A 15769-nucleotide genomic window follows, 5' to 3' on the forward strand; every position below is an offset into this window, starting at 1 on the left:
TGATGTTAGCCAAAAGAATTATTCCATGCCTTGATGTTAAAGATGGCCGCACTGTTAAAGGCGTAAACTTTGTTGATCTGCGGGATGCCGGCGACCCTGTAGAGTTAGCTTGGAACTATTCGCAGCAAGGCGCCGATGAACTGGTATTTTTAGATATTACCGCCACCAACGAACGCCGTAAGACCATGATAGAACTGGTAAAGGCGGTGGCCCGGCAAATCAATATTCCTTTCACCATTGGCGGCGGCATTAATGAACTGGCCGATGCCGACGCGCTGCTGAACGCCGGCGCCGATAAAATTTCCATCAACTCGGCAGCCGTGCGCGGCCCGCAATTGATTGACGATCTGGCCCGAGCCTTTGGGGTGCAGTTTGTTGTAGTAGCTGTTGATACCAAGCTGGTCAAGGATACCAACCTGGTACACCTCAACGGCGGCCGCATTGCTACCGGTAAAGAAACATTAAGCTGGATAAAGGAAGCGGAAAGCCGCGGGGCCGGCGAAATCCTGCTCACCTCTATGGACCACGATGGCACTAAGGCCGGGTTTGACAACACATTACTGAAAACGGTAAATGATGCAGTGCATATACCGGTGATAGCATCGGGCGGGGCAGGCAGTGTTGAGCATTTTACAGAAGTGTTTCAAAAAAGCAATGTGGATGCGGCGCTGGCTGCATCCGTTTTTCATTATGGTGAAATAATGATACCCGAACTAAAAGCCGTGTTAAGACAAAACCAAATCCAGGTACGTGCCTGAAATAACGCAGTACTTCAATGATAACTGATAATGAATATTGATTTTAATAAATCGCCTGACGGGCTGGTGCCGGTAGTGATACAGGATGTGCAGACACTGGAAGTGCTGATGTTGGGCTATATGAATGCGGATGCCTATAACAAAACGGTTGAAGAGAACATTGTAACCTTTTATTCGCGCTCAAAGAACAGACTGTGGACGAAAGGCGAAACAAGCAGCAACTTTCTGCATGTAAAAAGCCTGCACCTGGATTGTGATAATGATACCCTGCTGATTAAGGTAAGTGCTGACGGATCAACCTGCCACACCGGCGAACGCAGCTGCTTTAAAACCACCTACAATAGCAACTTTATATTTGAGTTGGAAAGTATCATTTCCAATCGATATATGCACCCTCAGGAAAGCTCTTATGTAAACAAGCTGAGGAACAAGGGGCTAAACAAGATTGCACAAAAGGTGGGGGAAGAAGCTGTAGAAACCGTAATTGCGGCGCTGGCACAATCAGAAACTGAAATGATTGATGAAACTTCAGACCTTGTTTTCCATCTGCTGGTATTGTTAAGGGAAAAGAACTTAAGCCTGGAAACCATCGCCAAAAATCTGGAGCAAAGGCATAAATAAAAGGGTAATGTGCATTGGTAAATCGCGCATGACTTTTAAGTCATTTTATGTAAACCATGTATTTTTCATAATTTGCTGAACATCAGCAAATTATGAAAAATATTTTTTTGATTATGTTAACCTTTGTAAACCCAAATTTCAGGTAATCAGGAGATATATAAATTATAATATAAACCGGCTATTCATGAGTAAGATCTTTAGCTACCGCTTCATCCGTAAGCCAGGTAAGGGTGCCATTGAGCGGTTTAATCAGTTGCGCAGGGTATAAATCCGGGTTATATTCACCCTCAAGCACCTGGTGTAAGGCCGCCGCCTTCTCCTCCCCAAACAGCATAACGATGATTTGTTTAGCTTTATTGATGATGGGCGGTGTTAATGTAATACGAAACATGCTTTGCGATTGCAGATAATAGGCCTCTACAAGCTTATCCTTTTCATGAAGAACCGGCTCATGCGGAAAAAGCGAAGCCGTATGTCCCTCCGGCCCCATACCTAACAAAATCAAATCAAAACTCAGGTCTTCGCCCAGCACCTGGCGGATAGACTGCTCGTATGCGGCTGCGAAGTCTTGAGGCTGCTGGCCATCCGCATACATATAATGAATATGGTCAGCAGGAACCGGCACCTTGTTTAACAAAGTGCGATCCGTCATTTTACCATTGCTTTTATCATCGGTAAGCGGCACCCACCTTTCGTCTCCCCAGAATATATATAGTTTAGACCAGTCGATGTTATCCCGGTATGGCGGCGCCGCAAGTAAATTGTACAGGGCTTCGGGAGAGGTACCACCGGTAAGTGATACCACAAATTTCCCCCGCTCCTGAATCGCCTTTTGTGCAGCTTCGGCAAACATCTTTGCTGCTGTTGCAATAATGTCCTGCTGACTTTTAAATATGTTAACCATTACAATTAAGGTTTAATTACTTACCCGCCTTTGCACTGATGGCCCAGGTATGCCCCTGCCGCGCAATAAGCGCTTCGGCACTCTCCGGCCCCCAGGTACCTGAAGCGTAATTAGGGAAATCAAGTGAGTTGCGTGATTCCCATGCTTCCTGAATAGGTGTTATTACCTTCCAGGCTTCTTCTACCTGGTCGGAGCGCATGAATAGTGTCGCATCACCCAGCATGGCATCAAGCAGCAAAGTTTCATAGGCCTCGGGCGATGATTTATCACTGTCATAATCAAAAACCATCTCTGCCGGATGCAGTTCCATTTCCAGCCCTGGCTTTTTGGCAATCAGCCGCATCCGTATGTCCATTTGCGGCTGCAAATTGATGGTCAGCCGGTTTGGCGACAAGCTATCGGCCTGTGTTTGCGAAAAAGTAGAATGCGGTACCGGGCGAAACTGAATGGTAATAGAAGAATTTTTATCCTGCATCCGTTTACCGGTGCGCAGGTAAAAAGGTACATCCTGCCAACGCCAGTTATTAATATTAAGCTTAACCGCCGCAAAGGTTTCCGTGTTTGATTTTGGGTCTACGTCCGGTTCTTCGCGGTAACCCGGCACTTTTTTGCCTTCTGTCCAACCCTGTCCGTATTGGCCCCTTACGGCATTGTTGTGTATCTCTTCGGGCTTTAGGCGCTGGATGGCCCGCAGTACATCTACCTTGCGGTTACGCAGCTCCTCGGCATCGAATGATACCGGCGGCTCCATTGCGATCATACACATCAGTTGCAGTAAATGGTTCTGAATCATGTCCTTCAACGCACCGGCACTGTCATAATAACCGCCGCGTTCCTCTACGCCAACCTGCTCGGCAACGGTAATTTGTACCGAGTCAATATAATTGCGGTTCCATACCGGTTCGAAAAGTGCATTGGCAAACCTGAAAGCAATAATGTTCTGCACCGTTTCTTTACCCAGGTAATGATCAATGCGGTAGATCTGCTTTTCCTGAAAATTATCAATCAGCAGTTTATTCAAGGCAATCGCACTTTCGGTATTATGGCCAAAAGGCTTTTCAATCACAATTCTGTCCAGATCGGCATTGATAGCCAAACCGGATTGCTTTAGGTTAACGGCCACCGCTTCAATGAACCTTGGCGCTACCGACATATAGAACAACCGGTTGGCCCTCTGACCGAACTGCTGGTCTATACCATCTAATTTCTTGGCCAGTTCTGCGTAGGCGGCAGGGTCATCAATGTTCGATACGAAATAAGAGATTGACGCATTAAATGTGCTCCACTTATCATCAGCCGGCTTACCGCTTCTTGAAAAATCGTTCAGTCCATCGTACAGTTTTTTTCTGAATGCATCATCATCAAGCTGAGTGCGCCCCAAGCCAATAATGGCAAACTTTTCCGGCATGGAACCATCAATAAACAAGTTATAAAATGCCGGAATTAATTTCCTCTTAGCTAAATCGCCTGTGCCTCCAAAAATTACAATAATGGTGGGGTTAGCTTTTTTATCTGTTTTCATTACAAGTGCTTATCTGCAAAAACGGTTATAGAATTAGTCCCATTGGGTATGAAAGGTACCTGCCTTGTCTGTACGCTCATACGTATGTGCGCCGAAATAATCGCGCTGCGCCTGAACCAGGTTGGTGGGTAATCTTTCGCTTCGGTAGGCATCAAAATAGCCTAAGGCCGACATAAACGCAGATACCGGTATGCCTTTGTCAACCGCATACTTGATCACAAACCGGATGGCTTCCTGTTTACCGGTCAGCTTACCCGCAATCTGCTCGTCGAGCAGCAGGTTGGGCAGTTCCGGGTTTTTGATGAACGCCTGCATGAAATCTTCCAGGCAAGCCGCCCTGATGATACATCCGCCGCGCCATATTTTGGCGATGTCTGCTAATTTAAGCCCGTAGTTGTATTCCTTCGATGCCAGCTGTAACTGTTCCATGCCCTGCGCATAGATGGTAAGCACTGCAAAATAATAAGCGCTCTTGATATGCTCTACTAAACCGCCGTGTGCATCCTTATCATCAATAGCGGCATCCCAGGTAAACAGTTTTGAAGCTTGTATCCTTTCTTCTTTATACTTGGATAGATCGCGCATAGCAACGGCGGTATCGATAACCGGTATGGGCGCCTGAATGTCCATCGCGTTTTGCGATGTCCATTTGCCGGTACCTTTCGCACGGGCAACGTCAGAAATCAGGTTCACCAGGCGTTTGCCGGTTTCATCATCCGTCTTTTTCAGTACAATACCGGTAATCTCGATCAGGAACGATTGCAGGTCGCCTTCATTCCATGATTCAAACGTTTGCTGCAACTGGTCATCACTATAATTAAGCCCGCGCTTAAACAGATCATACACCTCCGATATTAACTGCATGATACCATACTCAATGCCGTTGTGCACCATCTTTACATAATGGCCTGCAGAGCCGGTACCCATATACTCAACGCATGGGTCGCCGTTCACTTTGGCGGCAATAGCCTCAAATATGGGTTGCAGCCGGTCGTAAGCTTCCTGGTCGCCGCCGGGCATCATGCTTGGCCCGAAACGCGCTCCCTTCTCACCGCCTGATATGCCCATACCAAAGAAGTGCATCCCTTTTTCGGCCAATTCCTTCACCCTGCGGTCGGTATCCGGGAAATAGGAATTGCCGCCGTCTACAATAATATCGCCTTCCTGTAAGAACGGCGTTAAACTGCTGATCGCGCTGTCTACCGCTTTGCCGGCGGGTACCAGCAACAGGATGGCCCGGGGCGTTTTAAGCAGACCCACAAAATCCTGAGCTGTGGTTTTGCCTGATACCTGCTGTTCGGCAGTAGCTTCGTTGTGCAGTGCATCTACTTTAGCCTGGTCTAAATCCAGCCCGGCAACGGCATAGTGATGATCGGCCATATTGAGAAGCAGGTTACGGCCCATAACGCCCAAACCTACAATGCCAAATTCGTATTGCTCCATAATTAAGATATGTTTTGATGTGATAATACAGATTGCTGCACATCAAAGCCGTAGCTTTTCAGCTCGCTTTGGGTAGTTGCAGCATCTTTGTGATGAATAGTGTTGATGCCTAATTGTGCAGCAAACTCAATATACACTTTACGGTCGTCTATATACAAAGCCTCATGGGGTTTAACCTGGGCCATGTTCAGCGCCATCTCATATATTTTTTTATCCGGCTTGCGTACATTTACGTAACAGGAAGATACAAAAAAATCAATGATCTGGGTTAATCCGAAAGTTTTGATGCGGTATTCGTTCAGTTCCTTAGGCTCGTTACTTACGGTTAATACCGGAACTTTATATTGCTGCCTGAAATCAGCCATCAGTTGCAGCATTTCGGGGTGCGGCTGAGATTGGCTCATCATGAAATCCTTAAATTCGTTGATGCTGAATGACCGCTCCTGGTAAAACACAACCAGCTTCAGGTATTCTTCTAAATCCATTTTGCCGGACTCGTAAGCGTCAAACACATTGGCATGACGCTGGTTCAGTTCCGTAAGGTCTAACGAAAAGTGTGCTGCCGCCCGTGCACGGGAGTTGGTTTCCCAGCCGTCGGTAAGTAATATACCGCCAATGTCAAGCAGCAGCACCCTGATCAAACTGTCTGGTTTCATGAAGTAACTTTCTTGCTTTTCTCGCCAATCACTTTCATCAAACTGTCAAAAGGTTTGGTAAACTTCTGGATACCTTCATCTTCCAGCTTTTGCGTAATGTCGGCCAGCTTAATACCTAAAACGTTTTCCAGCTGGTAAAGCACGTAGCGGCCTTCTTCAAGCCCGCTTTCTAAACGGGATGCGGGATTACCATGATCGCGGTAGGCCTCCAGTGTTTCTTTAGGTACGGTATTTACCGTATCCGGGCCAATCAGCGCCTCCATATACATCAGGTCGGGGTAAGCCTTATTTTTTACGCCGGTACTGGCCCACAGTAAGCGTTGCGGCTTGGCCCCTTTAGCTTCCAGCGCCTTAAAACGTTCTGATGTAAATACCTCCTGGTATATAGCGTAGGCATCGCAGGCGCTGGCAATGGCCACCTTACCTTGTAACTGCCTGGCCAGTGTGGCATGTTCGGGTTGTTCCTGTGCTATTTTGTCCAGCATAGGGTCAACCATGGTATCGATACGGCTTAAAAAGAAACTGGCTACAGAAGCGATGTTTTCTAATGATCCGCCATTGGCAGCACGCTGCTCCAGCCCTTCAATATAGGCTGTTGTTGTTGCGCGATACCTGTCTAAACTGAAAAGCAGGGTAACGTTGATGTTGATACCTTCGCTGATAAGCTGCTTAATGGCGGGCAAGCCTTCGGCAGTACCGGGTATCTTGATCATCACATTTTTACGGTCCAGCGTTTTCCATGATGATCTGGCCTCGGTAATCGAGCCTTCTGTATCTCTGGCCAAACCGGGAGATACTTCTAAACTCACATACCCATCCAGCGCTTTGGTATCGGCATACACGCCTTTGAATAAATCAGCCGCAGTCTGCACGTCTTCAATCGCAATTCTCAGGAAAGCATCCTGCGGGGATAGGTTGTCTTTTTGTAATGAGGCCAGGGTATCGTTGTAATCATCGCTTTGCGCAATAGCCTCTTCAAATATGGCCGGATTGGAAGTTACCCCCCGCAAGCCATCCTGGTCGATCAGTTTCTTCAGTTCTCCCGATTGGGTAAAAGATCTCTTTATATAATCAAGCCAGATGCTCTGGCCGAAATCGGGTATACGTGCTAATGGATTTTTCATGATTTTAAATAATTATGTTCAATGGCCTTCAATTTATCAAGCCGCCGCTCAAAACGGCCGCCTCCAATATAATTCGCTTTAAGATAAGCCTCGATAATTTCCCACATCAGCATAGGGCCGATAACGCGCCCGCCTATACACAGCAGGTTCATATCGTCGTGCTCTACGCCCTGATGCGCTGAATAGGTTTCGGTAATGAGTGATGCGCGTACGCCGGGTACTTTATTAGCCGCTACTGAAACCCCTACCCCGCTGCCGCACACGGCAATACCGCGTTCAACTTCGCCTTTGGAAACAGCCTGCGCCAGCGGTAACACTACATCCGGGTAATCATCGGCTGCATCAAATGCCTTAGCGCCATAATCAGTAACCTGATGGCCGGCATCTTTGAGTAATTTCAGTAGCTGCTCCTTCAGTTCAAACCCTGCGTGATCAGCAGCAATGCCTATTATCATTTGCTTTTCTTATTGATTACTTCTTTGGCTTTTTTCACCACATTTTCAGCAGTAAAGCCAAAAAACGCTAATACTGCATTTCCTTCGCCTGATTCGCCAAAGCGGGTCATGCCGATAACATCACCTTCGCTGCCGATATACCGGTACCAGGGCATGGTTACCCCTGCTTCAACCGCCAAACGTTTAGGCACACTAAGCGGCAATACGCTCTCCCTGTAATCTTCATCCTGCTGGTTGAACATTTCAATCGAAGGCATACTTACCACCCTTGCCTTAATACCTTCGGCAGCCAGCTTCTCCTGCGCCTCCAGTATCAAATGCACTTCTGAACCGGTAGCAATCAGTATAATATCAGGCGTGCCATCGCTATCACTCAATATATAGCCGCCTTTCCATAGGTTTGAGGCCGGCGCATATTTCTGCTGATCAATAACTGGTAATTTCTGGCGGGACAAGATAAGCGCCACCGGCCCCTTTAACCGGCTCATGGCAACCTTCCATGCTTCCACAGTTTCATAGGCATCAGCCGGGCGCAATACGGTTAAGTTCGGCATGGTACGCAATGAGGCTATCTGCTCAATAGGCTGGTGGGTAGGGCCGTCTTCGCCAAGCGCAATACTGTCATGCGTAAAAATAAAGGTTACCGGCGCCATGGTAAGTGCCGCCAAACGGATGGAACCCCGCATATAATCTGAAAAGGTAAGGAAGGTGCCGCCATATACGCGGGTGCCGCCATAAGAAGCCATACCATTAAGTATAGCGCCCATGCCATGCTCACGTACCCCAAACCAGATGTTACGTTCATTATAATGCCCCGGCTGGAAGCTTCCGCTGCCATCCTTGCCCGGTGTTTCGGTCGAGCTGGCCAAATCGGCAGAGCCGCCCAGCAACCACGGAATAGTGGCGCGTAAAGCCTCCAGGGCTTTGCCTGAAGCCTGGCGCGTGGCCAATGGTTCATCCAGCTTAAATTCGGGCATGTTGGCATCCCATCCTTCAGGCAGATCACCATCCTGGCTGGTAGCAAAGCTTTGCGCTTCCTGCGGATAGCTCTTTCTGTATTCCTCAAAGTCGGCCTTCCATTGATTGTGCAGTTCAGTGCCTTTTTTAACGGCTTCCTGCAGGTAAGTGCTTACCTCATCGGGCACATAAAATTTCTTGTCAGGGTCCCAGCCAAAAAATTCTTTGGTTTTCCTCACATTATCTTCGCCCATGGCGCTGCCATGTACCTTATTTGAATTTTCAAGCGGACTGCCGTAGCCGATAACGGTTTTAACGGATATCAGGGTTGGCCTTTCTTTTTCTTCCTGTGCGTCTAATATGGCACGTTCAATGGCAATCAGGTCGTTGCCATTCTCTACCGTAAGCGTATGCCAGCCGTAAGAACGGAAGCGTGCAGGCACATCTTCTGTAAAAGCCATGTTGGTAGGCCCATCCAATGATATAGAGTTATCATCATAAAAATAGATAAGCCGGCCCAGCTTAAGGTGCCCGGCAAGCGAAGCCGATTCTGAAGCTATACCTTCCATCATGTCGCCATCACTTACAATGCCATACACATAATTATCGATGATCTTATGCCCGTCGCGGTTGTAGGTAGCTGCCATAAATTCTTCGGCCATGGCCATACCTACACCGTTGCCGAAACCCTGCCCCAGCGGGCCGGTGGTAACTTCTATGCCCGGTGTGGTGATAGATTCCGGGTGGCCCGGCGTTTTGGATTCAATTTGCCTGAACTTTTGCAAATCATCCATAGACAGCCCATAGCCGTACAAATGAAGCAGGCTGTACAGCAAGGCAGAACCGTGCCCGGCCGATAATACAAAACGGTCGCGGTTAGGCCATTTTGGTTCTTTCGGGTCAAAGCGGAGAAATTTATTCCAAAGCACAAAGGCCATTGGCGCTGCACCCAACGGCAGGCCGGGATGCCCCGAATTGGCCTTTTGTACCATGTCGATAGACAGAAACCTGATGGTATCTATACTTAACTGCTCAATATTTTCAGAAGCGTTGCCAGACATAAGTTAAAATTATAGGTATAATGTATTTATCTGATTGGTAATTGCTGCTTTACGTGCTGCGTTAGTTAAACCTTACAAATTTTATCTTGTTTTACAACTTTATCATTTAAATATCAAATCCTGTACTTGTAACCTTGTAATATTAGGGTATGGTAAACGTAGCGGGCTTTATATTGCACAACGGCAGAAATTTGTATTTACAAACAAACCGGGTACCGGCAAGCAACTATTTTAACTTCCGGGTGTTTCAGTTTCATAATTTACGCTAAACACATACCGGCGTACCAACAAATTACGGATAACCTATATTATATTTCATGGAACTTACAACCCTATCCATCGGCATTGATGTTGGCGGAACCAATACCAAATTCGGCCTCGTTACTGCTGACGGAAAAATTTTAGAACAAGGCAGAATTAAGACTACCGACTATGCCGACATCAGTGCATTTGTAGAGGCCTTGCATCAACAGGTATCGCTTTTGATTCAAAATCATGCGGATTCAGGTACTGTTAAAGGGATTGGCATAGGTGCGCCCAATGGCAACTATTTTACCGGCTGCATTGAGCATGCGCCAAATTTACACTGGAAAGGCATTGTACCCATTGTACAATTGGTTGCCGATAAATTTCAGTTACCCTGCGTGCTGAACAATGATGCCAAAGCCGCCGCCTTAGGCGAGCATAAATACGGTTCGGCCAAAGGCTTAAAGGATTTTATCATGATTACGCTGGGCACAGGTGTGGGCAGCGGCATATTTGTAAACGGAAGCCTGGTATACGGGGATAAGGGAAATGCCGGCGAGCTTGGGCATACCGTGGTACGCTATAACGGGCGTACCCATTGGTCTACCGGTTTGAAAGGTACGCTGGAAGCTTATTGTTCTGCCACCGGCATTGTTTTAACGGCCCAGGAGATGCTTGACCAGTCAACCAGCGATAGCCTGCTCCGAAAATATCCAAAAGAGGAAATCACTTCAAAGCTCATTTACGACTGTGCATTGCAGGGCGACCAGATTGCTAACAATATATTCGCTTTCACCGGGCAGGTGCTGGGCGAGGCTTTGGCTAACTTTGTGATGTTCTCATCGCCGGAAGCGATTATCCTTTTCGGCGGCGTGAGAAGCGCCGGCGACCTGCTGATGAACCCTACCAAAGAGTACATGGAAAAAAACCTGCTTACTACCTTTAAGGGCCAGGTCCAGCTAATGTTCAGCAGTTTGAACCTGGATGATGCTGCGATATTGGGAGCGGCCGCACTGGTGTATACCTTAACGTAGCTTTACTTACTTTAAAAGCGTTTTTAAGCGGTTAATCAACTTTTAAGCGCTCATAACAGCATACATTGGAGCGGATATCACCTTAAAGGTTAATTGATTACAGCCCGGCACCCATAGCCCTGTAACTGCAAAAAGCCGTTGATGAGGCGAAACTTAAACCGCATGTATGCTGCTTAAGTTGTGCACTATTTTATGAAAGTAGTTGGCCTGCATCCCTCAGAGGTCATTAAACAATTAGGTACATTTACTGAATTTTAAGCCGGGTTAATACCTGGCTTTTAAGCTTAAAATCACTTATTTAGCGGCTTTGAAGATGACATGATTAATATCCTCCTGGTAGAAGACGAAGACAAAGTATCTGCATTTATACAAAAGGGCTTGATTGAGCACCAGTATGCGGTTGAGGTAGCGCGCGACGGTGTTGCCGGTTTAACCAGCTTTCTACAGAACACTTATGACCTGATTATACTGGACGTGATGCTGCCGCTGCTGAATGGCATTGAATTGTGCAGGCAGATAAGGCAGCAACAGCCCCAGGTTGCCATACTGATGCTGAGCGCCCTGGGCACCATAGATGACAAGGTAAACGGATTACATGCCGGCGCAGATGATTACTTACTGAAGCCTTTTCATTTTAACGAACTGCTTGCCCGCATCGAGGCACTCCTGCGCCGGCGCAAAACAACCGAACCCCTAAACCATACGCTGGTTTTCAGCGACCTGAAACTCAATACCGCCAACAAAACTGCGGAACGCGCAGGCCAGAACATCGCGTTAACCGCCAAAGAATATGTACTGCTGGAGCTGTTTATGCAAAACCCCAACAGGTTGCTTTCACGCGAATATATACTGGAAAAGGTTTGGGGCCTGAACTTTGATACCGGCACTAACATGGTAGACGTTTATGTAAACTACCTGCGTAACAAAGTGCAGAAAAACTTTGATAAAAAACTGATACACACCGTAATCGGCATGGGTTATATTTTAAAGGAGCAGTAAGGCCTTTATGAAAATCAAAAACCGGCTTTCATTATATTTCACCCTCATCAGCTGCGGGGCTTTACTGCTGGTATTGCTGGCTTTGTATTTTGCCCTGTTCGGCTTTCTGAAGGCAGATTTTAATAACCGTTTAGCCGACCGTATCAACGTAGCTACCAAGTTATACCTGGATGCGGATGAACTGGGGTCAGATTCGCTGCTCGAAGTTCAGCAGCGGTATCTGGAAAAGCTGCCCAATGAAGTTATACGCATCTATAACAATAAGAACAAAGTGGCCTTTAACGCCACCAGCGGCATCTACTGGGACGAAGCTACGATAGAGCAGGTACGTAAAGAGGGCTCTATAACGTACCAGGAAGGCAATCGCCAGGTGATCGGGAAGTTTTATCATGACAACAAAGGCAGCTTTGTGATACTGGCCTCAGCGGTAGACCGCAATTTTAAACGCAGGGTAATTGTGCTTACGCGCATTACAGTGATACTTTTTGTGTGCTTTAGTGGTATTTTATTTTTTGTAAGCCAGTGGTTTGCCAAAAACACACTTACGCCCATCCAAAGGATCATTTCGCAAATGCGGAAGATAGGGTCAGGCAATTTACACCTGCGCATTGGCGGTACCCGCAACAAGGATGAAATAGCCGAACTTATCAGCAATTTCAATAACCTGTTACAGCGCCTGGAAAACACATTTGAACTGCAGCAAAGCTTTGTTTCAAATGCCTCGCATGAATTGCGCACGCCCCTCACCAGCATTATGGGCGAGGCGGATGTAGCGCTGGAAAAGCAGCGCAGCGCCCGGGAGTATGAGCGGGTATTAAGTTCCATATCGGCAGATGCCATGCATTTGCAAAGCACCATAACCAGCCTGATGGAGCTGGCCCAGGTAGATTTCAACTATACCAAAGCCGTTTTGCAACCGGTGCGCATGGATGAACTGTTATGGGAAATACAGGATCACTGGCAGCACCGGAAAGGCGCGGATAAGCTCAAGCTGAATTTTGCCGCTTTTCCGGATGATGAAAGCTTACTGGAAATTAACGGCAATAAGCCGCTGCTGCTGATCGCGCTGAACAATATTGTTGACAATGCTTTTAAATACTCCGCAGATGCGCCAGTAGCCATATCCTTTGAAGCGGCAGGTCAATACCTCGAAATCCGGGTAACAGATGCCGGTCCGGGCATTAAGGCGGAGGAGGTAACAGAAATCTTCAAGTCCTTTTACCGGGTACATGCCACCCGCAATGTGCCCGGCAGCGGGGTGGGCTTATACATTACAGCTAAAATCATACAGCTGTGCGGCGGCGCCATCGAGGTTGAATCCGATGGCGTGTCGGGCAGCACATTTATCATCACTTTTAACAGGACTGCATAGTTCATAATACGTACAACAGCCATCTCCCCTGCTGTTATCATGCAAAAGGCCTGTACTACATCCGGTTTGTTTGCTTGGGTAAACGGGCAAACCTCATTGTATCAATTCTAATACCGTTCTAATGCAGGTTTAATACCAGTCTAATCCGGTTAAGGTACTTTTGGATTATATAATAGTTTAAACCCGAGATGACTAAACTCATGCCTTTGCTAAGGCCTTTATTGCTGCTGCTTTTTGTGCTTGCCTTATCCAGCCGGGCTTCGGCCCAAACTGATACGCTGAGGCTTAATTTCAAACAGGCGGAAAAGTTGTTTTTAGAGAACAACTTAACCCTGCTGGCCCAAAAATATAATGTAAATGCCACACAGGCACTGGTGCAGCAGGCCGGCCTCTGGGACAATCCCCTACTGGCTACAGACCAGAATATTACCGATAACAGCCACAAGTATTTTCAGCATAATGCCAATACCGGGCAGGTGTTTGTACAGTTAAGCCAGCTGATACGTACCGCCGGTAAACGCGGTAAGCAGATAAAGGTAGCGCAGGACAATACCCTGATCCAGCAGGCTGCTTTTGATGATGTACTGCGTAACCTGCGTTATAACCTGCAGCAGGATTTTGCACAGGCAGCCAACTTGCTGGCACAGCGCAATGTATACAACATTGAAATTAAATCAGCCACCAGCCTGGTTAATGCTACGGATAAGGCCTACCAGGCGGGCAATACATCGCTTAAAGACCTGGTGCGTTTAAAAGCATTGCTGTTTAACCTGCAAAACGAACTGGTGGAGAACGAGCGTCAGCTGAATGACCTGGAGAACGAGTTGAAAACCATACTGGTAGTTAAGGAAACACAATTTATAGTGGCGCTGGTAAGCCCCGCCCCTGCTGATGTAACCCTGAACGAAGCTGCCTTAGCGGAGCAAGCCAAAATATCACGGGCAGACTATCGTGGCGAACAGTATACACTTACCCAAACCAATGATAATGTGGTACTGCAAAAGGCTTTAGGCAAACCCGATGTTACCGTGGGTGCCAGTTATGACCAGCACAGCAGCTATGCCCCTCATTATGTAGGCCTGCAGTTAAGCATACCTTTACCGTTTATCAACCGTAATCAGGGCAATATCAAATCAGCCCAATACGCCGCGTTAAGCCAAGATTTTGTGGTTAAGAACAGCGAGCTGCAACTCAAAAACGATGTGTATAACGCAGTGCAGCAATACCGCCTGAACCAGCAGTTGCTTAACAAGGATCAGGAAGACTTTTACGCGCGTTACGACCAGATTTTTAACGCCATGCTTAAAAGCTTTCAGCAGCGGCAGATCAGTTTGCCGGAGTTTATCGACTTTTTTGACTCTTACAAGGAAACCAAGCTCAAAATACTGCAGCTACAGTTAAACCTGCAAAAATCAATAGCCGATTTAAATTATGCGGTGGGTACCACCGTGATTGCAGCTCCGTAAAACAACCCCAACCATTAACATAAACATATCCCGAACAAGATAATGAAGAACCCATTTTTATACATCGTAATGGCCGGTATAGTTGGCCTTGCTTCCTGTGAAGAAAAAAAGACCGGTACCATGGAAAACAAGCAGGTATGCGTAAGCGACTCGCTGTCTAAAATGATTGCTATTGATACCGCTAAAGAATCAGATATCAAAAACGAACTGAAGCTGACCGGCGAAGTATCATTTGATGAAAACAATGTGGTAAAAGTGTTTCCTTTTGCCAGCGGACAAGTAATGAATGTAAATGTTTCTCTAGGCGACAAGGTAACCAAGGGCCAGGTGCTGGCCATCATCCGCAGCGCCGATGTTGCCGGCAATTACTCAGACCTTACCTCTGCCAAAGCTGATTTGTCGATCAGCAAAAGAACGCTCCAGCAGGCAGACTATCTGTACAAAAACGGTATATCCAGCGAACGCGATTACACCGAAGCCAAGGAGAACTACAACAAGGCAGTAGCCGCCGACAGCAAGGTACGCGAGCAGATTGCGATTAACGGGGGCGGCAACACCAACGCCGCCGGCACCCTGGTGGTAAAAGCGCCGCGCAGCGGCTACATTGTGGAGAAGAACATTACTTCGGGCAACTTCATCCGCCCCGATAACAGCAGCAGCATGTTCACCATTTCAGACATGAAGGATGTGTGGATAAAGGCCAACGTGTTTGAATCTGACATTGCTAAAGTAAAAAACGGTTATGCTGCCAAAATCACTACGCTGGCCTATCCGGACAAGGTATTCAGCGGTAAGGTGAACAACGTAGGTTCGGTGCTTGACCCTGACAGTAAGGTAATGACCGTACGGATTTCCCTGCCCAATCAGGATTTGATGCTGAAGCCCGAGATGTTCACCAACGTAACCATCAGTAACAGCGATTCGGCACAGGCGGTAGCTATTCCCGCCGGTGCGGTGGTATTTGACAGCGGTAAAAATTATGTGGTTATCTATCACGATAAATGCAACCTGCAGGTGCGCGAGGTAAACGTCATCAAATCGGTGGAAGATACCACTTACGTATCCTCAGGTGTTAAACCCGGCGATAAGGTGATCTCCAAAAATCAATTGCTGTTATACAATGCTTTGGTTGGCGATTAAACTCCCTGCTT

At 47.2% G+C, this 15769-nt stretch carries 14 protein-coding genes; 7 read left to right on the forward strand and 7 right to left on the reverse strand.

Annotated features, from left to right (window positions below):
- Positions 1–2: 2 nt before the first annotated feature.
- Together hisF and hisIE are read left to right on the forward strand one after the other, a co-directional pair.
- Entirely contained in the window at positions 3–758 is a 756-nt protein-coding gene (hisF, locus tag ACY652_RS17190) for an imidazole glycerol phosphate synthase subunit HisF (RefSeq protein ID WP_462265618.1), read from the forward strand.
- A 30-nt stretch (positions 759–788) separates the two neighbouring features.
- Positions 789–1379: a bifunctional phosphoribosyl-AMP cyclohydrolase/phosphoribosyl-ATP diphosphatase HisIE gene (hisIE, locus tag ACY652_RS17195; RefSeq protein WP_462265619.1), complete on the forward strand. Its 591-nt coding sequence runs from the start codon at positions 789–791 to the stop codon at positions 1377–1379.
- A 178-nt stretch (positions 1380–1557) separates the two neighbouring features.
- On the opposite strand, the gene pgl is transcribed toward hisIE, so the two are convergent.
- From pgl to tkt, 7 genes are read right to left on the reverse strand one after another with little or no spacing between them, the layout of a single operon-like run.
- Complete coding sequence (gene pgl / locus ACY652_RS17200; RefSeq protein ID WP_462265620.1) at positions 1558–2283, reverse strand: 6-phosphogluconolactonase; 726 nt, start codon at positions 2281–2283, stop codon at positions 1558–1560.
- 16 nt (positions 2284–2299) lie between these two features.
- On the reverse strand, positions 2300–3805 hold the full coding sequence (zwf, locus tag ACY652_RS17205) for a glucose-6-phosphate dehydrogenase (RefSeq protein ID WP_462265621.1): 1506 nt from the start codon (positions 3803–3805) through the stop codon (positions 2300–2302).
- 33 nt (positions 3806–3838) lie between these two features.
- Positions 3839–5248: an NADP-dependent phosphogluconate dehydrogenase gene (gene gndA / locus ACY652_RS17210; protein ID WP_462265622.1), complete on the reverse strand. Its 1410-nt coding sequence runs from the start codon at positions 5246–5248 to the stop codon at positions 3839–3841.
- Positions 5249–5250: 2 nt separating this feature from the next.
- Positions 5251–5904 (reverse strand): HAD-IA family hydrolase, encoded by a 654-nt coding sequence (locus tag ACY652_RS17215; RefSeq protein WP_462265623.1) that lies wholly within the window; start codon positions 5902–5904, stop codon positions 5251–5253.
- Positions 5901–7028, reverse strand: a complete 1128-nt coding sequence (gene tal / locus ACY652_RS17220; RefSeq protein WP_462265624.1) for a transaldolase — start codon at positions 7026–7028, stop codon at positions 5901–5903. Before tal ends, ACY652_RS17215 begins: the two co-directional genes overlap by 4 nt.
- On the reverse strand, positions 7025–7483 hold the full coding sequence (locus ACY652_RS17225; RefSeq protein ID WP_462265625.1) for an RpiB/LacA/LacB family sugar-phosphate isomerase: 459 nt from the start codon (positions 7481–7483) through the stop codon (positions 7025–7027). The genes tal and ACY652_RS17225 overlap by 4 nt, the downstream gene beginning before the upstream one ends.
- A complete protein-coding gene (gene tkt, locus ACY652_RS17230; RefSeq protein WP_462265626.1) occupies positions 7480–9501 on the reverse strand; it encodes a transketolase in 2022 nt (673 codons plus the stop codon). Before tkt ends, ACY652_RS17225 begins: the two co-directional genes overlap by 4 nt.
- Before the next feature lie 317 nt (positions 9502–9818).
- On the opposite strand from tkt, the gene ACY652_RS17235 reads away from it, so the two are divergent.
- From ACY652_RS17235 to ACY652_RS17255, 5 genes are all read left to right on the forward strand, one after another.
- Positions 9819–10781 (forward strand): ROK family protein, encoded by a 963-nt coding sequence (locus ACY652_RS17235; protein ID WP_462265627.1) that lies wholly within the window; start codon positions 9819–9821, stop codon positions 10779–10781.
- 318 nt (positions 10782–11099) lie between these two features.
- Positions 11100–11780, forward strand: a complete 681-nt coding sequence (locus ACY652_RS17240; protein WP_462265628.1) for a response regulator transcription factor — start codon at positions 11100–11102, stop codon at positions 11778–11780.
- A gap of 7 nt (positions 11781–11787) precedes the next feature.
- Complete coding sequence (locus tag ACY652_RS17245) at positions 11788–13152, forward strand: HAMP domain-containing sensor histidine kinase (RefSeq protein ID WP_462265629.1); 1365 nt, start codon at positions 11788–11790, stop codon at positions 13150–13152.
- A 188-nt stretch (positions 13153–13340) separates the two neighbouring features.
- Positions 13341–14618: a TolC family protein gene (locus ACY652_RS17250; RefSeq protein ID WP_462265630.1), complete on the forward strand. Its 1278-nt coding sequence runs from the start codon at positions 13341–13343 to the stop codon at positions 14616–14618.
- Between the two features lie 42 nt (positions 14619–14660).
- Positions 14661–15758 (forward strand): efflux RND transporter periplasmic adaptor subunit, encoded by a 1098-nt coding sequence (locus ACY652_RS17255; protein ID WP_462265631.1) that lies wholly within the window; start codon positions 14661–14663, stop codon positions 15756–15758.
- Positions 15759–15769 lie beyond the last annotated feature (11 nt).

The sequence above is a fragment of the Mucilaginibacter sp. genome, from assembly GCF_965200995.1.
GTDB lineage: Bacteria > Bacteroidota > Bacteroidia > Sphingobacteriales > Sphingobacteriaceae > Mucilaginibacter.